At 64.5% G+C, this 19,392-nt stretch carries 21 protein-coding genes; 7 read left to right on the top strand and 14 right to left on the bottom strand.

Annotated elements, in window-relative coordinates:
- Window positions 1–78 precede the first annotated feature (78 nt).
- Window positions 79–732 (top strand): 2-polyprenyl-3-methyl-6-methoxy-1,4-benzoquinone monooxygenase, encoded by a 654-nt coding sequence (coq7, locus tag QRM89_RS09840; RefSeq protein WP_011035727.1) that lies wholly within the window; start codon window positions 79–81, stop codon window positions 730–732.
- Between the two features lie 329 nt (window positions 733–1,061).
- On the opposite strand, the gene QRM89_RS09845 is transcribed toward coq7, so the two are convergent.
- Entirely contained in the window at window positions 1,062–1,376 is a 315-nt protein-coding gene (locus QRM89_RS09845; protein ID WP_011035726.1) for a multidrug efflux SMR transporter, read from the bottom strand.
- 163 nt (window positions 1,377–1,539) lie between these two features.
- Entirely contained in the window at window positions 1,540–2,334 is a 795-nt protein-coding gene (speD, locus tag QRM89_RS09850; RefSeq protein ID WP_042597304.1) for an adenosylmethionine decarboxylase, read from the bottom strand.
- A gap of 137 nt (window positions 2,335–2,471) precedes the next feature.
- On the opposite strand from speD, the gene crp reads away from it, so the two are divergent.
- A complete protein-coding gene (crp, locus tag QRM89_RS09855) occupies window positions 2,472–3,164 on the top strand; it encodes a cAMP-activated global transcriptional regulator CRP (RefSeq protein ID WP_011035725.1) in 693 nt (230 codons plus the stop codon).
- 340 nt (window positions 3,165–3,504) lie between these two features.
- On the opposite strand, the gene QRM89_RS09860 is transcribed toward crp, so the two are convergent.
- The 11 genes from QRM89_RS09860 to rpe all read right to left on the bottom strand — a co-directional run bounded on the left by QRM89_RS09860 (window position 3,505) and on the right by rpe (window position 13,964).
- Window positions 3,505–4,221: a haloacid dehalogenase-like hydrolase gene (locus QRM89_RS09860; protein ID WP_014509211.1), complete on the bottom strand. Its 717-nt coding sequence runs from the start codon at window positions 4,219–4,221 to the stop codon at window positions 3,505–3,507.
- Window positions 4,214–5,011 (bottom strand): indole-3-glycerol phosphate synthase TrpC, encoded by a 798-nt coding sequence (gene trpC / locus QRM89_RS09865; protein ID WP_042597307.1) that lies wholly within the window; start codon window positions 5,009–5,011, stop codon window positions 4,214–4,216. The genes QRM89_RS09860 and trpC overlap by 8 nt, the downstream gene beginning before the upstream one ends.
- A gap of 123 nt (window positions 5,012–5,134) precedes the next feature.
- The gene (gene trpD / locus QRM89_RS09870) at window positions 5,135–6,172 is read right to left on the bottom strand and encodes an anthranilate phosphoribosyltransferase (RefSeq protein WP_115541161.1); all 1,038 of its coding nucleotides are present in this window, start codon (window positions 6,170–6,172) and stop codon (window positions 5,135–5,137) included.
- A 124-nt stretch (window positions 6,173–6,296) separates the two neighbouring features.
- On the bottom strand, window positions 6,297–6,929 hold the full coding sequence (locus tag QRM89_RS09875) for a flavin reductase family protein (RefSeq protein ID WP_285447971.1): 633 nt from the start codon (window positions 6,927–6,929) through the stop codon (window positions 6,297–6,299).
- 125 nt (window positions 6,930–7,054) lie between these two features.
- On the bottom strand, window positions 7,055–7,633 hold the full coding sequence (locus QRM89_RS09880) for an aminodeoxychorismate/anthranilate synthase component II (protein ID WP_103700927.1): 579 nt from the start codon (window positions 7,631–7,633) through the stop codon (window positions 7,055–7,057).
- A 10-nt stretch (window positions 7,634–7,643) separates the two neighbouring features.
- A complete protein-coding gene (locus QRM89_RS09885) occupies window positions 7,644–8,432 on the bottom strand; it encodes an SIMPL domain-containing protein (RefSeq protein ID WP_103700926.1) in 789 nt (262 codons plus the stop codon).
- Between the two features lie 18 nt (window positions 8,433–8,450).
- Window positions 8,451–9,527 carry an aminotransferase class I/II-fold pyridoxal phosphate-dependent enzyme gene (locus QRM89_RS09890; RefSeq protein ID WP_103700925.1) on the bottom strand — a complete coding sequence of 359 codons (1,077 nt, stop codon included), beginning with the start codon at window positions 9,525–9,527 and terminating at the stop codon, window positions 8,451–8,453.
- Window positions 9,527–11,002, bottom strand: coding sequence for an anthranilate synthase component I (gene trpE / locus QRM89_RS09895; protein ID WP_285447913.1), 1,476 nt, complete (start codon window positions 11,000–11,002; stop codon window positions 9,527–9,529). Before trpE ends, QRM89_RS09890 begins: the two co-directional genes overlap by 1 nt.
- Before the next feature lie 468 nt (window positions 11,003–11,470).
- Window positions 11,471–12,400: a lipid kinase YegS gene (gene yegS, locus QRM89_RS09900; protein ID WP_014509219.1), complete on the bottom strand. Its 930-nt coding sequence runs from the start codon at window positions 12,398–12,400 to the stop codon at window positions 11,471–11,473.
- Window positions 12,401–12,774: 374 nt separating this feature from the next.
- Complete coding sequence (locus QRM89_RS09905) at window positions 12,775–13,266, bottom strand: GNAT family N-acetyltransferase (RefSeq protein ID WP_115575989.1); 492 nt, start codon at window positions 13,264–13,266, stop codon at window positions 12,775–12,777.
- A complete protein-coding gene (rpe, locus tag QRM89_RS09910) occupies window positions 13,263–13,964 on the bottom strand; it encodes a ribulose-phosphate 3-epimerase (protein WP_016945174.1) in 702 nt (233 codons plus the stop codon). Before rpe ends, QRM89_RS09905 begins: the two co-directional genes overlap by 4 nt.
- 278 nt (window positions 13,965–14,242) lie before the next feature.
- Here rpe and QRM89_RS09915 point away from each other — a divergent pair, with 278 nt between their 5' ends.
- A complete protein-coding gene (locus QRM89_RS09915; protein ID WP_103700922.1) occupies window positions 14,243–15,082 on the top strand; it encodes an outer membrane beta-barrel protein in 840 nt (279 codons plus the stop codon).
- A 401-nt stretch (window positions 15,083–15,483) separates the two neighbouring features.
- Here QRM89_RS09915 and QRM89_RS09920 read toward each other — a convergent pair whose 3' ends face one another.
- Complete coding sequence (locus QRM89_RS09920) at window positions 15,484–15,813, bottom strand: DnaJ domain-containing protein (protein WP_011035707.1); 330 nt, start codon at window positions 15,811–15,813, stop codon at window positions 15,484–15,486.
- Between the two features lie 333 nt (window positions 15,814–16,146).
- Here QRM89_RS09920 and QRM89_RS09925 point away from each other — a divergent pair, with 333 nt between their 5' ends.
- The 4 genes from QRM89_RS09925 to QRM89_RS09940 all read left to right on the top strand — a co-directional run bounded on the left by QRM89_RS09925 (window position 16,147) and on the right by QRM89_RS09940 (window position 19,317).
- Complete coding sequence (locus tag QRM89_RS09925; protein WP_285447914.1) at window positions 16,147–17,073, top strand: phosphoribosylaminoimidazolesuccinocarboxamide synthase; 927 nt, start codon at window positions 16,147–16,149, stop codon at window positions 17,071–17,073.
- A 118-nt stretch (window positions 17,074–17,191) separates the two neighbouring features.
- The gene (locus QRM89_RS09930; RefSeq protein WP_285447915.1) at window positions 17,192–17,878 is read left to right on the top strand and encodes a hypothetical protein; all 687 of its coding nucleotides are present in this window, start codon (window positions 17,192–17,194) and stop codon (window positions 17,876–17,878) included.
- Between the two features lie 290 nt (window positions 17,879–18,168).
- Window positions 18,169–18,675 carry a hypothetical protein gene (locus QRM89_RS09935; protein ID WP_285447972.1) on the top strand — a complete coding sequence of 169 codons (507 nt, stop codon included), beginning with the start codon at window positions 18,169–18,171 and terminating at the stop codon, window positions 18,673–18,675.
- Between the two features lie 246 nt (window positions 18,676–18,921).
- On the top strand, window positions 18,922–19,317 hold the full coding sequence (locus QRM89_RS09940) for a hypothetical protein (protein ID WP_183111942.1): 396 nt from the start codon (window positions 18,922–18,924) through the stop codon (window positions 19,315–19,317).
- The last annotated feature ends 75 nt before the right edge of the window (window positions 19,318–19,392 follow it).

Raw genomic sequence — 19,392 nt, forward strand, 5'->3', positions numbered from 1 at the left:
CCCCTCCGCGGCGCAAGTCGAGGCATCACATGGCCGGCAGTGGTTGGCAGCACGTCGACCGGGGGCGAGAATCCCCACATGACCCAGATCCCCCCTTCCCGACTGCACAGCCCGCTCGACCGCCTGCTGGTCGAAGCCCAGCGCGCGCTGGACACGGTGTTCGGCAATCCGCCGGCCGAGCGCCCCAATCCCGCCGGCGACACTCCCGATGCCGCTCTGGCACCTGCGCAACGCCAGCACGCCGCCGGGCTGATGCGGATCAACCACGTCGGAGAGGTCTGCGCGCAAGGCCTGTATTTTGGCCAGGCCGCGGTGGCGCGCGATGACCACACCCGCCAGCATCTGCTCACCGCCGCGCAGGAAGAGACCGACCACCTGGCCTGGTGCGCGGACCGGCTACGCGAGCTGGAGAGCCGCCCCAGCCTGTTCAACCCGCTCTGGTACGCCGGCAGCTACGCGCTCGGCGCTGTCGCCGGGCTGCGTGGCGACGACTGGAGCCTGGGCTTTGTGGTGGAAACCGAACGGCAGGTGGAAGCCCATCTGGACGAACACCTGGAGACCCTGCCGGAGACCGACCAGCGCAGCCGCGCGATCCTGCGCGTGATGAAGATCGACGAAGCACGCCACGCCGATCACGCCGAGCAGGCCGGCGCACGCATTCTGCCGCCACCGATCCCCAGCGCGATGGCCCTGGCCTCCAAGCTGATGAAGACCATCGCCTACCGTTTCTAGGGGATTGGGGATTGGGGATTGGGGATTGGGGATTGGCGGCTGGCGGCTGGCGGCTGGCGATCAGAATCTTGCGTGCATCCCCACGCAGATCGCACAGTGAGACGCGCGCCATGCCGTGTACGCCAACGGCGACTTCGGTATGAGTGTCCGACGACGACTCTGCAGCCTGACCCAATCGCGGCGCATGCCTCGGCGCACGCCACTGAAGCAGAGCCCCCTTTTGTTGGGGAGGCACACCAAAGGCGCGGGGATAGGCTGCGACGGAGTGGGGCCCAAGGTTTGCGCAGCAAACCTCGGGAGGCAGGCCTGCGAAGCGGGACTGACTACAACTACGACACCAGCTTCAAACCGATCACGCCGGCCACGATCAAGCCGATGCAGGCCAGCCGCGACCACGAGGCGCTGTCGCCAAACAGCGCGATCCCGGCGATGGTCACGCCCAGTGCGCCGATGCCGGTCCAGATGGCGTAGCCGGTGCCCACCGGGATGGTCTTCAGCGCCTGGGTCAGGAACCACAGACTCACGCCGGCCAGGCCGATCGTCAGCACGCTCGGCCACAGGCGGCTGAAGCCGTCGCTGTATTTGAGTCCCAGGGCAAAGCCGATTTCGAACAGGCCGGCCAACACCAGATAGATCCAGGGCATCACATCACTCCTCACAGAAAAAACGGACAAAAAAAAAGCGACCCGGTGTCTGCACACCGGGCCGCCGTCGGCTATGGAACGCGAGGTCATCGCGTGGCGGGCCGTCCCGCCGTGTCATGTGATTGCGCAGCTGCAAGCAGCGGCGCAACGGTCGAAGCTGCGCTTATTCGCTCAGATTGCGGCCGTGGAACAGTTCTTCGATCTCGCGCTTGAGCAGTGCTTCGATCTTCATGCGCTCCTTGAACGAGAGGTTCTTCGCACGCTCTTCGAACAGGTACTGATCCAGGTCGAAATCTTTCAGATGCATCTTCGTGTGGAAGATATTTTCCTGGTAGACGTTGACGTCGAACATCTCGTAGCGCGACTTCACGTTCTTGGCGAGGAAGTGCTGGATCGAGTTGATCTTGTGATCGATGTAATGCTTCTTGCCCTTCACATCGCGGGTAAAGCCACGGACACGGTAGTCCATGATCACGATATCGGACTCAAGACTCTCGATCAGGTAGTTCAGCGCCTTCAGCGGCGAAATCACGCCGCACGTGGCGACATCGATATCGGCGCGGAAGGTGGCGATGCCTTCCTGAGGATGTGTCTCGGGGTATGTATGGACAGTGATATGGCTCTTGTCCATATGCGCAACCACGGCGTCGGAGATGAGCTCCTTGCCGGCCTGCTTCTTGTCGATCACCGGCTCTTCCGAGATCAGGATCGTCACCGACGCACCTTGTGGATCGTAATCCTGACGCGCGATATTGAGGATGTTGGCGCCGATGATTTCGGCCACATCCGTCAGGATCTGGGTCAGACGGTCCGCATCGTACTGCTCGTCGATGTACTCGATGTAGCGCTGACGCTCCTCTTCGGTACGTGCATAGCAGACGTCGTAGATGTTGAAGCTCAACGCCTTGGTGAGGTTATTGAACCCCTGCAGCCTCAGACGAGGCAACGGCTTGACCACGGCGGTCGGTCCTTTGGGAAGACGGGAAAGGGGGCAATTATGGGCCAAAGCTCTCATCAACGAAATGCCGGCGTTGAGAATGGTTTACCTTGCATGACTCATGCCGTTAAGCTTCAGGAATTACACGCGGAACTACCATGAGCCTAGGGAACACGACGGTTGTGACTACGACGGTACGTAACGCTACCCCCTCACTGACGCTGGACGCGGGCACCATTGAGCGATTCCTGGCGCACAGCCACCGCAGGCGCTATCCGACCCGGACCGATGTGTTCCGGCCGGGAGACCCCGCTGGCACCCTCTACTACGTGATCAGCGGCTCGGTGAGCATCATTGCCGAGGAAGATGACGATCGTGAGTTGGTGCTGGGCTACTTCGGTAGCGGCGAGTTCGTTGGTGAGATGGGGTTGTTCATCGAATCCGATACGCGCGAAGTGATCCTGCGCACCCGCACGCAATGCGAGTTGGCTGAAATCAGCTACGAGCGCCTGCAGCAGCTGTTTCAGACGAGTCTGTCGCCGGATGCGCCGCGAATCCTTTACGCCATTGGCGTTCAGCTTTCAAAACGCCTGCTCGATACCACAAGGAAAGCCAGCCGCCTGGCGTTCCTGGATGTGACCGATCGCATCGTGCGCACGCTGCACGATCTGTCGAAGGAGCCGGAGGCGATGAGCCATCCGCAGGGTACGCAGTTGCGCGTCTCGCGGCAGGAACTCGCGCGCCTGGTCGGCTGCTCGCGCGAAATGGCCGGACGCGTCCTGAAGAAGTTGCAGGCCGATGGCCTGTTGCACGCACGCGGCAAGACCGTCGTGTTGTACGGCACGCGCTAAGCGTGTGGGGGCGATCGGTGCGCTGGTGCACCGATCGCTTCGCAATACCGGTGGCGCCGGCGCAAAACCGGCCAAACGCTGCGCCGGAGCGCTGCATATCGCCTTAGCGAGCCCATCCGTAGCGCGACCCAGTCCACAGATCACAACATTGCTTTGCAGGACCTGTGGGTGATGTACGGCAGCTACTGCGCATCGATTGCGTCACAGTTGTTGCGTTATCCGCGTACAGCAGTTCGACAGTGATCCACGCCATCGAACGCGGGCGAGATCATCGAATGACCGCAGCGACGCTTTCTATAGTGATCACCAAGCGCGTACGGGCTGCCGGTGATCGGCGCGGCTAGAGCGCCTTGCCACCGCGATCGCGACAGCCCCAGTTGAGAATCGGAGTACCGACGGGCAGCACCTGGCGGAACAGGCTCTCGCGATTGGCCTTGGGGTTGACCACGACCGGTGCGCGCGCGGCCTTGAGCAATGGCAGATCCGCGGTGCTGTCCGAATAGGCAATAGCGATATCGGCATAGCCGCGTTCGCGCAGCATGCGCATCTTTTCTTCGTTGTGGCAGTGCCGGCGTGCGGTCACTGCACCCAGGCGCGGGCCCACCAAGGTGCCGATCACCGGCACGTCCTGATGCGCAACGAAGCCCAGAATTGCGCGCGCCAGCTCCGGCGGCGCACCGGTCGCCACGACCACCCGATCGCCTGCGGCGCGATGTTCGGTGAAGACCTTCAGTGCGTGCGGCAGCAGCCGCTGCCGGATCTGCGCTTCATGCTTGAGCACGTAGGCGTCGATGAAGCGATTGAACTCGCGTGCACGGTGCAGGCCGAAGGTGGCGATCCAGACATACCCGGACACGCCGCGCCGACGCGTGGGCAGCATCGCCACCATGGGCCCCAGGATCGGCGAGGCCAACAGCGCCACCAGCAGGCGCAACGGGTTGCGGCGGATCAGCCAGGCAAACAGATGGCTGCCGGAATCGCCGTCGTACAGGGTGTGATCGAAGTCGAAGACCACCAGCGGTGCGTCCTCGCGCGGGGCGGGATACGACTCAGTCATGCGCGAAGAATAGCTGACGCAGTGCTTCGCCGGGTTCGGGCGCGCGCATGAAGGTCTCGCCGACCAGAAACGCGTTCACGCCGTTGCTGCGCATCAACTGCACGTCGGATGCGGTGACGATGCCGCTTTCGGTGACCAGGACACGATCACGCGGCACAGCTGCGCGCATGTCCAGGGTGGTCTGCAGCGACACCTCGAAGGTGCGCAGATTGCGGTTGTTGATGCCCACCAGCGGCACCGGCACCTGCACCGCACGCTCGAGCTCGTCGATATCGTGCACTTCCACCAGCACATCCAGGCCCAACTGCATCGCCAGACCGGACAGGTCGGCCAGTTGCTGGTCCTCCAGCGCCGAGACGATCAGCAGGATGCAGTCGGCGCCAAGCACGCGCGCCTCGTAGACCTGGTACGGATCGACGGTGAAATCCTTGCGCAGCACCGGCAAGGTGCAGGCCTCGCGTGCCTGCTGCAGATACGCATCGGAGCCCTGGAAGAAATCCACATCGGTCAGCACCGACAGGCAGCTGGCACCACCGAACTCGTAGCTGACCGCGATGTCAGCCGGGTGGAAGTCGGGCCGGATCACGCCCTTGGACGGGCTGGCCTTCTTCACTTCGGCAATCACGGCTGGCTCGCCAGCGGCAATGCTGGCCTTCATGGCGGCGGCAAATCCGCGGGTGAGCGGCAGGTCTACGCTACGCGCGACCAGCTCGGCCAGAGGCACGCGTGCGCTGCGCTCGGCGATTTCGTCGGCCTTGCGGGCAAGGATGGTGTTGAGAATATCGCTCATCGTGTCGGGTCCTGGCGGGCGGGCATTATCGGTCAAGATCATGGCGGCGACCTGACCAGGGCGCGCTGCGCAGCATGCCAGCGCCGCCGTGAGGGTGTCGGCCAGCGTGGCTGGACACGGGAATCAGCCTTGTGCGGTGGCGTGCTGCGTGAAGGCGACATAGGCGTCCAGACAGGCACGTGCCGAGCCATCGGCAAGCACCTGGCGGGCGCGCACGATGCCATCGGCGATGCTGTCGGCCACGCCGGCCACGTACAGCGCCGCGCCAGCGTTGAGCGCCACGATGTCCAGCGCCGGGCCGGGCACGTTGTCGAGCACCTGCAACAGCATGGCGCGCGACTCGGCGGCATCGGCCACCTTGAGATTGCGGCTGGCCGACATGGCAATGCCGAAATCCTCCGGATGCACCTCGTATTCGTGCACCTGCCCGTCGCGCAACTCGCCAACCAGGGTGCCGGCACCCAGCGAGAGTTCGTCCATGCCATCGCGGCCCCACACTACCAGCGCGCGCTCGGCACCCAACTCCTGCAGCACGCGCGCCTGGATGCCCACCAGATCAGGATGGAACACGCCCATCAAGATGTTTGGCGAACCGGCGGGATTGGTCAGCGGGCCGAGAATATTGAAGATGGTGCGCACGCCCATCTCGCGGCGCACCGGTGCCACTACTTTCATCGCCGGGTGATGCACGGGTGCGTACATGAAACCGATGCCGGTCTGCGCCAGCGATGCAGCCACCTGCTCGGGCTGCAATTCGATCACCGCGCCTAACGCCTCTAATGCGTCGGCACTGCCCGACTTGGACGACACGCTGCGGTTACCGTGTTTTGCGACTTTTGCGCCGCCGGCAGCGGCCACGAACATGGCGCAGGTTGAAATGTTGAAGGTGTGCGAACCGTCGCCCCCGGTGCCGACGATATCGACCATGTGGCGGCGATCGGTGACCTCCACGCGGCGCGAGAACTCGCGCATCACCGTGGCCGCACCGGCGATCTCGCCAATGGTTTCCTTCTTGACCCGCAAGCCGGTCAGGATGGCCGAGACCATGGCATCGGACACCTCGCCGCGCATGATCTGCCGCATCAGATCAACCATTTCGTCATGGAAGATCTCGCGGTGCTCGATGGTGCGTTGCAGGGCTTGTTGTGGGGTGATGGGCATGGAACCAACCGTGGAGTAAGAAGAAAGACTTCAGGCGATGCGCGCAGTGTGCGGGGCCAGCGTGACCGAGCAAACCCCGTGCGTACGCCTGCGTGCGCAGGACCGAATCAGTGCCACCCGCTGGTCACTGCCCCGGGCGCCGCATGCGAAAGCGCGCCTGCGCCTGCACTTCAAAATAATCGGCCGGGCCACCGGCGCGCAGGATGGTGTGCACGGCGGCCGGATCGTAAATGCCATCGCTCAGCGCTGCGTGCGCCAGATGCACGCCGACCACCTCGCCCAGCACCAGCCAGGTCTGGATGGGCTGCCCATCGGCAGCCTGCAACGGAATCAACTGGCTGAGCCGGCACTCGAAGCTCACCGGGCTGGCCGCCACACGCGGCACGTCGACCAACCGCGACGGCGCGGCCTGCAGGCCGGCCAACTCGAACTCGTCGACCTCCTGCGGCACCAACGCGGCGCTGGCATTCATCGCCTCGGCCAACGGGCGCGTGGCCAGGTTCCAGGTGAACACCCCGGTGGCCTCGATGTTGCGCACGCTGTCCTTCCAGCCAATGCTTGCGAAGCCGACGATTGGTGGGGTGTAGTTGAAGGCGTTGAAGAAACTGTACGGCGCCAGGTTGACGATGCCCTCGGCGCTGCGCGAGCCGATCCAGCCGATCGGCCGCGGGCCGACGATGGCATTGAACGGATCGTGCGGCAGCCCGTGCCCGTTGGCTGGCTCGTAGAAATGGAAGGTGTCGCTGGGCGGGTTCATCGTGGTCCAGGGCATTGCGGTGCTAGTGCGGGAAGTGGATGCGTTGGCGCCGCGATGGGAAGAGCTGTGCGTTGCGCCAGGCATGGTGTGCTGTGCGGCATGCGCGTTGGCGCAGGCAGCAACGCTCATCGCTCCAGGAAATTCTTCAGCAACGCATGGCCGTGCTGGGTGAGGATCGACTCCGGATGGAACTGCACGCCTTCGACCGGAAACTTGCGATGGCGCAGGCCCATGATCTCTTCCATCGAGCCGTCCGGATTTTCGGTCCACGCGGTGACTTCCAGGTCTGGCGGCAAGGTGGTCTTGTCTACCACCAACGAGTGGTAGCGCGTGGCCTGGTAGCTATCCGGCAGCCCGGCAAACACGCCCTTGCCTTCATGGCGGATCGGCGAGGTCTTGCCATGCATGATGTTGCCGGCGCGAATGACATCGCCGCCGTAGACCTGGCCAATGCTCTGGTGACCCAGGCAGACACCGAGAATCGGCGTGGTCTGGCCCAGTTGCTCGATCAGCTGCAGCGAGATGCCAGCCTCGTTCGGCGTGCACGGCCCCGGCGAAATCACGATGCGCTCGGGCTTGAGCGCGGCGATCTGGTCGACGCTCATCGCATCGTTGCGCACCACCGTGACCTCGGCACCCAGCGCCTGCAGGTACTGCACGAGGTTGTAGGTGAAGCTGTCGTAGTTATCGAGCATCAGCAGCATGGCAAGGGACTCATTGCGCGATCAGGAAGACCGCATAGATGTTTTCGGTGTAGGTGATGGTGCCGGTCAGCAGACTTTCGCCCAGACCCTGCGCACCCGCACCTGGAGCAGGTGGCGGCGGAGGGGGCGGTGCCTGTGGCGAAGGCGGCGATACTGCCGAGCCGGGCCTGGGCACTGCAGGGGCGGACCAAGTGCCTGCTTCGACACCGTAAGCAAAACTCGGCGCTACATCGGAGATGCTGTAAATCCCGCCAAGTCGAACGCCGTAGGCGGCGGCCAGACCCTGGGCAGATTCGCGTGACTGCGTGGCCGCTTCGCGCTTGAGTGCTGCGCGCAAGGCGGCCGCGTCGGCGAATGCTGTCTGCATCGACAGCACCTGGACATTCTCGTTGGCATCCAGCCCGCCGAGGAAGGCGCGCACGTCCTTCAAGGACGTGAAGGTGCCGCGGATCTTGCGCTCCACCTGGGTTCCCTGGAAAGCCAGCTTGCCGTTTTCGTAGCGCGATTGCGGAGAGATCGACAGTGCCGAGGCGTAGAGCGAATCCTTCATGACGTGATTTCGCTGAAGCCCCTGCAAGACCAGTTTGGCGCGCTCCTCGACGAACTGCCGTGCCAGATCTGGCTGCAGGTCGATCTTGCTGATCTTGAGGTCGACGATGAAACGATCCGGATCGACGGTACGAAATGCCTGCCCTTTCACCAGCAAGTGCGGTTGGGAGGGCAGCGTGTTGATCTGTGCCGATGCCATCACGGGCAACATCAGGGCGCCAGCGAGCATCCAACCTACGATTCTTTTCATCGTAATCATCCTTGTGTCCTACAAACGGTCCTGAAATTTTGGGTCTTGCAAAAGCGCGGCAACCTCCGCACACAGACGATCGACCGCGGCAGGCGTGGTGGCCCACGAGGTCACGAAGCGAATTACCAGGCGGCCGTCGCTGCGCGTTTCCCAGCGTTCGAAGTCGTAGCGCTGCGCGATCTGCTCGGCCTGCTGCGCGCTCACGGCAATGAATTGCTGGTTGGTCGGCGAGTTGCTGGTGAATTCGGCGCCGGCGGCCAGCAAGCCGGCACGCAGCCGCTGCGCCATTGCATTGGCATGCGCGGCTAATTCAAAGAACAGCCCATCTTTGAACAGCGCAGCGAACTGCGCACCCAGCACCATGCCCTTGGCCAGCAGCGCGCCGCGTTGCTTGATCAGGTAGCGAAAATCGGACTGCAACGCCGGCGTCACGATGACCAGCGCTTCGCCGAGCAAGGCGCCATTCTTGGTGCCGCCGATGTAAAACGCATCGGTGAGCGCGGCAATCGTCGGTAGATCCAGATCGTTGCCATGGGCAGTCAATGCCGCGCCCAGGCGCGCGCCATCCAGATACAGCAGCAAGTCATGCGCGCGACAGAACTGCGCGAGCGCCTCAAGTTCGGCACGCGTGTAGATGGTGCCGCTCTCGGTGCTGTTGGAGAGATAGACCAGCCGCGGCTGCACCATGTGCTCGTTGCTGTGCACCGCAAGCAGTGGCGCGATCAAGGCAGGCGTCAGCTTGTCGTGCAGCGCGGGCACGGTGAGCACCTTGTGCCCGGTAGCTTCAATGGCACCGGTTTCGTGCGTGGCGATATGTCCTGCCTCGACTGCAATCACCGCCTGATGCGGGCGCAAAAACGCGCTGATCGCAATCAGGTTGGTCTGCGTGCCGCCGACCAGCAGATGCACGGCGGCCTGCGGTTGCGCGATGGCATGGCGAATCAATGCCGCAGCACGTTCGCTATGCCGATCGGTGCCGTAGCCGCCATTTTGCTCGGCACTGGCCTGCGCCAATGCCTGCAAGACGCGCGGATGTGCGCCCTCGCTGTAATCGTTGCGAAAGCTGATGCGTGCATCGCTGCCCTGCCCGTCCATCACAGCCCCTTGGCGGCCTGAGCAACCGCGCGGAACAGGGCGCGGCCCTTGTTCATGGTTTCCTGCCATTCCAGATCGGGGTCGGAGTCGTAGACCACGCCGCCGCCGGCCTGCACATACAGATAGCCGTCCTGGATCACGGCGGTGCGGATCGCAATCGCGGTATCGGCGTCGCCGTGCCAGCCGATGTAGCCCACGGCACCGGAATACACGTTGCGCTTGACCGGCTCCAGCTCGCGGATGATTTCCAGCGCGCGGATCTTCGGTGCGCCACTGACAGTGCCGGCGGGAAATGTCGCGCGCAGCACGTCGCTGTAATTCAGGCCGGCTTTGAGCGTGCCGGTGACTTCGCTGACGATGTGCATGACGTGGCTATAGCGCTCGATCACGAACTGCTCGCCCACCTTGACCGTGCCCGGCTCGGCCACACGGCCGACATCGTTGCGACCGAGATCGATCAGCATCACGTGCTCGGCGCGCTCTTTCGGGTCGGCCAGCAATTCTTCTTCCAGCGCCTTGTCCAGCTCCGGTGTTGCGCCGCGCGGGCGGGTGCCGGCGATGGGACGCACGGTGACCACGCCATCGCGCAGGCGCGCGAGGATTTCCGGCGAGGAGCCGACCACCTGGGTGCCGCCGACATCGAGAAAATACATGTACGGCGAAGGGTTCAACGCACGCAGCGCGCGATACACATCCACCGGACGTGCACGGAACGGAACACGCAATCGTTGCGACGGCACCACCTGGAAAATGTCGCCGGCGCGTACGTATTCCTGCGCCTCGCGCACCACCGCGTGGTACTCCTCGCGGGTGAACGAAGAGTGGAAATCCGATTCGTCGATGGCATCGGAAATTTGCGCCTGCGGATAGCCGGCGCCTCCCTGGCGCAGGCGATGCGCCAGTTCGTCCAGGCGGCGGTTGGCGCGCACATAGGCCTGCGGCTGGCGCGGATCGGCATGCACGATCAGGTACAGGCGGCCCTTGAGATTGTCGAACACCGCCAGCTCTTCGGAGAGCATCAGCAGGATGTCCGGCGTGCCCAGTTCATCGGGCTTCTCCCCGCTACCCAGGCGCGGTTCGATGTACTGGATGCATTCGAAGCCGAACCAACCGACCAACCCGCCGGTGAAGCCGGGCAGGCCATCGAGCTGAGGCACCGAATGCTCGGCGCGCAAGGCGTCGACTTCGGCCAGCGGGTCGGCGACTTCGCGGGTCTCCAGCACTTCGCCGTGTTCGCTGACTTCCAGCGTGTGGCCGCGAAAGCTGTACACGCGTCGCGCCGGCAGGCCGATGATGGAATAACGGCCGAAGCGCTCACCGCCTTCGACCGATTCGAACAGGTAGGTGTAGGCGCCGTCGGCGAGTTTCAGATAGACCGACAGGGGCGTGTCCAGGTCGGACAGCACTTCACGGACAACGGGGATACGGGTGTGGCCTTCAGCGGCCTGGCGCTGGAACTGCTCTGCAGTGATCAAGACGACTTTCCTTCCGGGACTCTGTGGCGGGGCGGACGACGGCAACGGGCCACCATCGCCACCAGCGGCGAGCGGAAGAGAAGGAGCGTGGGGTCGTCAGGCGAGACACGTGGGTACTGTAGCGCAACTGCCGGTTTAGGGCAGCAGGTGCCAAGGCGAAAACTGTGGGAATTGCGAGGGTGGGTTGTGCCAGGTTGGGCGGTGTTGGTTATGGCGTCTCAGGCTGACCGACATCTGCTCCGGATAGCGCGTCCTTGTTGTGGAGCGCGTTTTTCGCACAAGGTGAGACATTGCCGTGCGCCAGTGCAGAGCGAGCTACCTGGTAGCGGCATGTGTGTAGGCAAAGGGACCCTCACCCCAACCCCTCTCCCAAAGGGAGAGGGGCTTACAGCGGTGCGTTGGCGGTTGCTTCGCTTGAGCCGCAGTTGCTTCGCTTGAATCCCGATTCCCCATTCCCCATTCCCAGCTTCAAACGCTCCGCAACGGGCAATCGATCGGCAAATGCATGCGCAGGCGGGCCGCCACGCATTCGACGCGGAAATGCCGCGAGGTCTCCGGTTCGCCATCCAGATTCAAGGTGAGCGGTTGCACGGAGGCGATCTCCAGCCAGGGCAGCCGGGTGCGCACCGCGACCCGTTCGAGCGCGGCCTGCTTGCCGCCGGTGACCAGGGTGCCCAGCGTGGCGGCGACCTCGCCGTTGAGCGCGGGGACGATGGTGACATCGAGCAGGCCGTCGTCGATCAGTGCCTCCGGGCACAGCGCCTGGCCACCGCCGGCCTGGCGCCCGTTGCCCAGGCCCAGTGCGATGAATTCGCCTTCCCAGCTGAAATCCGGGCCGGTGAAGCGGGCACTGATCGGGTCGATCCGCCCCAGCCGCGACATGCCAGTGATCAGGTAGGCCAGCCCGCCGAGCATCTTCTTCAGGCCCTCATCGGTTTCCACGGTGACCTGCGTGCCGAAGCCGCCGCTGGCCACATTGGCGCACCAGTGCGGGCCGTGGTCGGCGTCGATACGCAGCAGGTCGATGGGCTCGGCCGCACGTTCGGCAATCAGGCCCAGGGCGCCGAGCGGTTCGAGCGGGATCATGGCGGCAGTTGCGAAATCGTTGGCGGTGCCCAGCGGCACCAGGCCCAACGATGGCAGCGTGGCGGCGTCGTCCTGGTGGTGGGCCAGTGCGGCGGCCACTTCGCTCAGCGTGCCATCGCCGCCGGCGGCGACCACGGTCTGCACGCCATCGGCGATGGCTTCGGCCACGTAGCGCTCGGCGTCGCCCTCTTCCCAGGTCACGCGCACATCGAGCTGGATGCCGCGCTTGCGCAGCACGCCCACCGCCTCGCGCAGATCCTCGTTGTCGGTGGACTTGCCGTTGAGGATCAGTCGCCAGTGGGACGGGGCCATGCGCGCTGCCGATGGGAGGAGGTGTGGTGCGCGCAGGCTAGCAGCGGCGAAATGCGTGGATCGTGAATACGCAGCGCCCGCACCTGTCATCGGCATGTCATCGATGACCCGGAGGATAGAAGGCCATAGCAGGGACGACGGGCGGAGGCAGGATCAGCCTCCAAATTTTCTTGAAGGCCGCTCCATTGGGGCGGCCTTTTTTTTATGCGTGTTTCGCAGGGGTGGCGAGGTGACGCGCGGTCGCTTGGCCACGGGCCGCATGGTCGAAGCAGGATGCCCTGGGCAGAGCCTGCGCTGCGCGCCTAAGCGGGCGTCAACCGCCAGGCAAGGCTAGAAGCCCGGCCTACGCGCGGCTCGTCCCTTGCCCCGCCGCCTCAGCTACCTGCAGCAAACGCCGCCAGGCGCTCGCCGTCGAGCCGGTACACGGTCCAGCCTTCCATGGGGCGCGCACCCACGGCCTGGTAGAACTCGATCGCCGGCTGGTTCCAGTCCAGCACCGACCACTCGAAGCGTCCGCAGCCCTTATCCACCGCCAGCTGCGCCAGGTGCCGCAGCAGCGCCAGGCCGGCGCCCTGCCCGCGCGCTTGCGGCCGCACGAACAGGTCTTCCAGATACAGGCCGTTGCGGCCCAGCCAGGTGGAGTAATTGAAGAAATACACCGCGAACCCAAGCACCTGCCCCCCCTGCTCGCAGAGCAGCGCGTGCGCGGTGGCACCGTCGCCGAACAGGCTGGCGCGCAGATCCTCCGGCGTGGCCTTCACCGCGTCGGGCTCGCGCTCGTACACCGCCAGCGCGGTGACCAGTTCATGCAGCAGCGCCGCATCGGCGGGCGTGGCGGAGCGGATCTGCAGCGGCGCCTGACTCATCGCGCTGCATCCACCGCCGCGCGCATCTGCGCGATGATCTGCGCGTAATCAGGCGCATTGAAGATGGCCGAGCCGGCCACGAAGGTATCCGCACCGGCGGCAGCGATCGCGCCGATGTTGTCGGCCTTGACGCCGCCATCGATCTCCAGGCGGATCGGCTTGCCCAGCGCATCGATCTTGCTGCGGATGGCGCGCAGCTTGTCCAGCGCCGAGGGAATGAAGGCCTGGCCGCCGAACCCGGGATTGACCGACATCACCAGCACCAGATCCAGCTCGGGCAGCACCCAATCGAGAATATCCACCGGCGTGGCCGGGTTGAGCACCAGCCCGGCCTGGCAGCCATGCGACTTGATCAACTGGATGGTGCGGTGCACGTGGCGGCTGGCTTCGGGATGGAAGCTGATGGTGGTGGCACCAGCGTCGGCGAAGTCCGGCACGATGCGGTCCACCGGTTCGACCATCAGGTGCACGTCGATCGGTGCAGTGATGCCGTGCTTGCGCAGCGCCTGGCAGACCATCGGGCCGATGGTCAGGTTGGGCACGTAGTGGTTGTCCATCACGTCGAAGTGCACCCAGTCGGCACCGGCCTTCAGGACGTTGTCCACTTCCTCGCCCAGGCGGGCGAAATCGGCAGACAGGATGGACGGGGCGATCGCCGTCGGTTGCATGGGCAGCTCGGGAAAATGCAGGAGCCCCATTGTCGCAACCGTGGCGCGGCGAGGAAAGCCGAGCGCGGCGGCAGCTGCTCTGCAAGCGGGCGTGCGGTGGAGCTTCGGGCCGGCTTGGCGTTGCCTGCCGGCGATGGGCGCCTAGCGCAGCCAACACCGGCCGCTTTGCCCTCCATCGGCTAGAACCGCTGCCGGCAGGCCTTCCAAATCCACGACCGCCTCCCAAAACGCGACGATGCCTGCATCCGCAGCGGACGCGAGCGCGTAGGTACTAAACCGGCGCGCCGCGCCAGATGTCAGGAGACCGCATGAAAACCACCCCGCTCGCTTCCGCTGCCCTCGTTCTATTGGCCCTGGCCCCCTCGGCCTGGGCGCAATCCGGCCCCGCTGACTGGTCCGGCTTCTCGTTGGGGGCCAATGTGGGCGGTGCCGACCCGGCCGGCGTGTCCGGCGGCCGTTTCGGCTTCGATACCAACCTGGATGGCCGCGACGGCGACCAGGTCAGCACCGCCACCGGGGCGGATGCGTTTTCGCCGGGCTTCTGCGGTGGCGCCGCGGCCGGGCGCACGCCGGCGAGCGGGTGCAGCAAGGACAAGGGCGGCGCCGAATACGGCGTGCGCGCCGGCTACGACTGGCAGGTGGGCGACTGGGTCTACGGCGTGGTGGCCGAGTACACGCGCAACGACCTGCGCGACAGCGTCAGCGCCTTCAGCACCACACCGGCGCTGTACACCTTTACCCGCCAGCTCAATCGCACCGCCGCGCTGCGCGGGCGCGTGGGCTATGCGTTCGGCGCGCAGGGCGACTACCTGGCGTATGTCACCGCCGGCGTGGCACGCGGCGAGTTCGACCACAGCTTTGCCAGCAGCAACACCGCCAACAGCTTCACTGGCAGCGGTGGCGACAGCGCAAATGGCTACCAGGCCGGGATCGGGCTGCAGCGTCGCTTGAGCGACCATGTCTCGGTGGGCGTGGAATATCTGTTCACCCGCCTGCAGGACGAAGACACCCGCGTGCGCGTCGGCCCAGGCACCGCCCCGGCGACCAACCCGTTCCTGCGCGTGAACCCAGCCGGCACCGACCTGCGCCGCACGGACACGGATTTTTCGTCCAATGCGGTCCGCCTGACCGCCAGCTACCGCTTCTGATCCGGCGAAAGGGCCTGGTCTGAGGGCTGGGCCCTGGGTGACATATTCGCCCCGTGTGCGCCCGGGAATCTCTAGGTTCCTGGGCGTTTATGTAAGACCTCGCCGACTGTTGCAGGGTCGGTTCTGGAACGCGCTTCGCCAAGCGATGCGCGCATCGAGTCTCCGTTTAATTTGGCGCGCTCAAGGCCCAGTCGCGGACTGTTCCAAGGCCTGTTCCTACATTCCTGCAGTTCTGGCCCGAGAGAGCCAGGCCTGTAGGAGAGGCTGTGCCCGCAATGCGCGACGTCAGACGCTGAGGATGGCTCGGCAACGCACACCTGATGTTGGGCAAATGCGATCAGGCAGACCCGCATTGATCTGATGATCCTGCTGCGGCCCATTGCCCCGCTCTCCGTCAGAGCTCAGCGCTTGCGCTGCCGCTGGATGCGGTCGTAGGCGGCGTTGATCTGGCTGGCCTTCTTTTCGGCCTGCCGGCGGTCTTCCGGGCTGGCATTGGCCACCTTGTCGGGGTGGTAGCGCGACATCAGGCGGCGATAGGCCAGGTCGATCTCGGCTTTGGTGGCGTCTGCTTCCAGGCCCAATGCCTCGTACGGGTTCTCTTCGCGGCGCTTGAACCAGCCCGCATCCACCGCATGCCCGATCGCCAGGCCGATCATCACCCCGATCAGCGGCGCCCCGCGGAACAGCAAGGCGCCGGCAAGTGCGCCGAGCAATTTTCCGTACCAGGACATGGGGGCGATCGGCAGCCGAGAGGCGGGCCGGCGATTTTACCCGAAGCCCTGTGTGGCTTGGCTGTCGATCGGCGTGCGAGGCGCTCATGGGCGAAGTACCGGGTAGGTTTGCGACGCGCGCATGCCGGCGGCAGCGTGCCTGACACCCGGGTGCGACCGTCGGCCCTGCCGGTTCGGCCCAGCGGCCATGGCCGCCAGCTGGCAGTGCAACGCCTGCCAGCCACTGCGTGCAGCGGGGCGCCGCGAAGCACCGTACACTACGCGGCCCGCTGCCTACCCGCGGGCCCGCCGGGTCCTGGGGACAGCGTCATTGCGACGTCCTTAGGAGTGCCTGTGTCGACCACGCTGTTGCAATCCGATCTCCCCGGCCTGCCGTTGCGCCACCGTGGCAAGGTCCGCGATGTCTTCGACATTCCCCGCGACCGCCTGCCCGCCGATGCGCCCCCCGGCGACTATCTGTTGATGGTGGCCACCGATCGCCTGTCTGCGTTCGACGTGGTGCTGCCCGACCCGATTCCCGGCAAGGGCGAAATGCTCTGCCAGGTGTCCAACTTCTGGTTCCACAAGACCGAACACCTGATGCCCAACCATCTGGTGGACATCCGCGTCGAGCAGGTGCTGCCCGAGGGCGTGGATCCGGCGCTGTACGCCAAGCGCGCGGTGGTCACGCGCAAGCTCAAGCCGGTGCCGGTGGAAGCGATCGCACGCGGCTATCTGATCGGCAGCGGCTGGAAGGACTATCAGCGCACCGGCAAGATCAGCGGCATCGAATTGCCCGATGGCCTGCGCCAGGCCGAGAAACTGCCCGAGCCGATCTTTACCCCTTCGACCAAGGCCGCGGTCGGCGACCATGACGAGAACATCGACTTCGATGCGATGGTCATGACCGTCGGTGCCGAGCTGGCCGAGCGCGTGCGCGATGCCACCTTGCGCATCTATCGCTTCGCCGCCGATTTTGCGGCCGAACGCGGCATTTTGCTGGCCGACACCAAGTTCGAATTCGGCACCGACGCCGATGGCCGCCTGTACATCATGGACGAGATGCTGACACCGGATTCCTCGCGCTACTGGCCAGCCGACCAGTACGAACTGGGCACCAGCCCGCCGAGCTACGACAAGCAGTTCGTGCGCGATTACCTGGAGACGCTGGACTGGGGCAAGACCGCACCTGGCCCGCGCCTGCCGGCCGAAGTGATCGAACGCACGCGCGCCAAATACGCCGAGGCGTTGCAGAGGCTGGCGGGTATTTCGGTCGATTGATCTTCAAGGCCCCACTCCCGAGGCTTTGAGGCTGTACTAAAGCAGCAATGGCGGGCAGCGCTCTTTCTTGAGCGCTGAAGGACGCGCCTGACGGGGTCTGTTAGCCAAGGAAGTCGCAATGGCACTCTCACATTTTTCATTCCACAGATTGCCGGCGTTACGCAACGCACTGCTGCCCGGGCTGCTTGCAGTAAGCGCGTGCAGCGCCGGCGAATCAGCCCCTGCTGCCACGCCGCCAGTCACATCGACGGCATCGGCATCGGCGCCTGCAGCAACGCGCGCACCGGCTTCTTCTGGCGCTTCCCTCAATGACCGTCTCGCGACGTTACTACAGGCAAGCGGCGTGCAGTGTGCCGATGCGAACATGGCAAACGGCTGCACGGCCGGAAATGTCGATGCCGGCGATTTCTACGACGTGGAGCTCTCGCCTGCGTGTGACGATGCGGGCTTGTTTGCCGGCGTGGCGCAGGCAAGCGGGGTGGATGCACTTGATGCGGTGCCGACCACTGGCAGTAGCGTGATCGCCAGAGCCAGGCTGGCGCAGGGCCAGCTCGTCTGCATTCAAGCGATCGGCCGCGCCGGACAGAATCCTCTGTATTACTACGTCATTGCGATTCCTGCAGACAGTGTTGCCGGATGCATAAACAACTCGGTATGCCGAACATATGGCGACAGGCCGATCCAACGTTCGAAGAGCGCCACTGGCGGGAGTTGCCATGCCGCTGCCCCAGGCCAGTATGTCGGCGACTGCGCACAGGGATGGGTGGGTGCGGATGCACTCGATGTATTTTCTAACGGGATATAGTCAGCCGCGCCATACCGGATAAATTTCCGGCCAAAACCATGATCAAATCATGATGATCTTTGCACAGGCTCGATCGAGATCACCTGGCTTTGCTGACAGCAATCAACGGCCGCGGACTCACCCGAGCCCCGGGGCCACCGTCAGGCTGCTGGTTCTGTGAGGACATTGGCCTGCCGCATGCCGGCCAGTTGGTGCAACCCACGCTCCGCAAGCCTTCACACATCGGCAAGCAGCGCGCGTATAACATCCCGCCCGCGCTCCAGCTTGCCCGCTATGATCAGGAGGATCCATTGGCCCTTTTCCGAACGTCCCTGCACGCTCTCGCACTGAGCCTGGCGCTGGTTGCCTGCAAGCCGCAAGCTGAGCCAGCCGGCGCTGCGACACCTGCTGCGAATGCAGCACCTGCAGCGTCGGCATCCGCCACCGTTCCGGCAACGCCCGCGCAGGCGACAACCTGTCCCAGCGCCGACTTCTCTGCCTTTCTGAAAAGCTTCAGTGCAGACATTGCGGTACAGGAAAAAGCCACGGCCGATCCGCTGACGATGATCCAACTCGACCCGGACGCACAGCCCGAGCCCACCCCGGTCACCCGCACGGTTTCGCTTGCCAAGGTCGAATGGCCTGTCATCCCGAACCTGGAGGCAGCCCGCAACGGCGGCCGCGAGGTCGCGATTTCCGAAGAAGCCGATGGCCGCCAGGTACTGGTCCGCACACCGGACACCGGCGATCAGCAGGTCTACCACTTCGCGCAGCGCCCCTGCTGGATGCTGGTCAAGGTGGACGACCAGTCTTTGTAACGTCGGTGGGCGCTGGAAGCAGGTTCTGCCGGCTTGGCTATCGTCACCTACAACTCAAACCGTCAAAGAGGCGACTTGATGCGACGCTTCATCTCCGTGCTACCTGCTCTCGGCCTGAGCCTGGTGCTTTCCGCATGCGGTGACAAGCCAGGGCCCGTAGCTGCCACCACCAGCGCGCCTAGTACGCCATCTGCCACTACCCCATCTCCGACTTCGACAGAAGCAGATACACAAGGACGGAACGACATGATCAAGGAATGCTCCGGCGTGCGCCTGCACCTGAGCGCGTTGCCATCCGAGAGCAGCGGCTCCACCAAGACCCACCTGGAAATGGAGCACGATGGCCAGCGCCAGGAAGTGGCAGCGCCTCCAGAGATGGCGGACTACACCGCAGTGGGACTGGGTTGCGCGGAAGACGCAAAAGGAGGCACGTACTTTGTCGTCCAGTACGGCGAGCTTCCCTACGGCTGCGAATTTTGCGAATGGTTCTTCCTGTATGACATCAAGGGTCAGTTGCTGAATCATGCGACACCACCACTGCATACGCAGGACGGCCAGCAGAGCCCGAATAACGACGAATACGAACACAAGCTCGAAGAGTTAGGACTGAAGCACCCGGAATTGGAGCCTTTCCAGCCCTGAGCAAAGGAAGTCTATGCGCCGATTGCGGCGCATGGTGAAAGTGGTACGCAGTACATGGAGCAGCACCCGTTACAA

This window comes from Xanthomonas sp. LMC-A-07, from assembly GCF_030208825.1.
Lineage (GTDB): Bacteria > Pseudomonadota > Gammaproteobacteria > Xanthomonadales > Xanthomonadaceae > Xanthomonas > Xanthomonas campestris.

Excerpts from the sequence above, each read along its gene's own strand:
- QRM89_RS09915 (WP_103700922.1), top strand. The coding sequence starts at position 14,243 with ATGAAAACCACCCCGCTCGCTTCCGCTGCCCTCGTTCTATTGGCCCTG.
- yegS (WP_014509219.1), bottom strand. The coding sequence starts at position 12,400 with ATGGCCCCGTCCCACTGGCGACTGATCCTCAACGGCAAGTCCACCGAC.
- rpe (WP_016945174.1), bottom strand. The coding sequence starts at position 13,964 with ATGGGGCTCCTGCATTTTCCCGAGCTGCCCATGCAACCGACGGCGATC.
- QRM89_RS09875 (WP_285447971.1), bottom strand. The coding sequence starts at position 6,929 with ATGAACCCGCCCAGCGACACCTTCCATTTCTACGAGCCAGCCAACGGG.
- QRM89_RS09930 (WP_285447915.1), top strand. The coding sequence starts at position 17,192 with ATGGCACTCTCACATTTTTCATTCCACAGATTGCCGGCGTTACGCAAC.
- QRM89_RS09905 (WP_115575989.1), bottom strand. The coding sequence starts at position 13,266 with ATGAGTCAGGCGCCGCTGCAGATCCGCTCCGCCACGCCCGCCGATGCG.
- trpC (WP_042597307.1), bottom strand. The coding sequence starts at position 5,011 with ATGAGCGATATTCTCAACACCATCCTTGCCCGCAAGGCCGACGAAATC.
- crp (WP_011035725.1), top strand. The coding sequence starts at position 2,472 with ATGAGCCTAGGGAACACGACGGTTGTGACTACGACGGTACGTAACGCT.
- QRM89_RS09885 (WP_103700926.1), bottom strand. The coding sequence starts at position 8,432 with ATGAAAAGAATCGTAGGTTGGATGCTCGCTGGCGCCCTGATGTTGCCC.
- QRM89_RS09880 (WP_103700927.1), bottom strand. The coding sequence starts at position 7,633 with ATGCTGCTGATGCTCGATAACTACGACAGCTTCACCTACAACCTCGTG.
- QRM89_RS09860 (WP_014509211.1), bottom strand. The coding sequence starts at position 4,221 with ATGACTGAGTCGTATCCCGCCCCGCGCGAGGACGCACCGCTGGTGGTC.
- QRM89_RS09920 (WP_011035707.1), bottom strand. The coding sequence starts at position 15,813 with ATGTCCTGGTACGGAAAATTGCTCGGCGCACTTGCCGGCGCCTTGCTG.
- QRM89_RS09890 (WP_103700925.1), bottom strand. The coding sequence starts at position 9,527 with ATGGACGGGCAGGGCAGCGATGCACGCATCAGCTTTCGCAACGATTAC.
- QRM89_RS09845 (WP_011035726.1), bottom strand. The coding sequence starts at position 1,376 with ATGCCCTGGATCTATCTGGTGTTGGCCGGCCTGTTCGAAATCGGCTTT.
- coq7 (WP_011035727.1), top strand. The coding sequence starts at position 79 with ATGACCCAGATCCCCCCTTCCCGACTGCACAGCCCGCTCGACCGCCTG.
- trpD (WP_115541161.1), bottom strand. The coding sequence starts at position 6,172 with ATGCCCATCACCCCACAACAAGCCCTGCAACGCACCATCGAGCACCGC.
- QRM89_RS09940 (WP_183111942.1), top strand. The coding sequence starts at position 18,922 with ATGATCAAGGAATGCTCCGGCGTGCGCCTGCACCTGAGCGCGTTGCCA.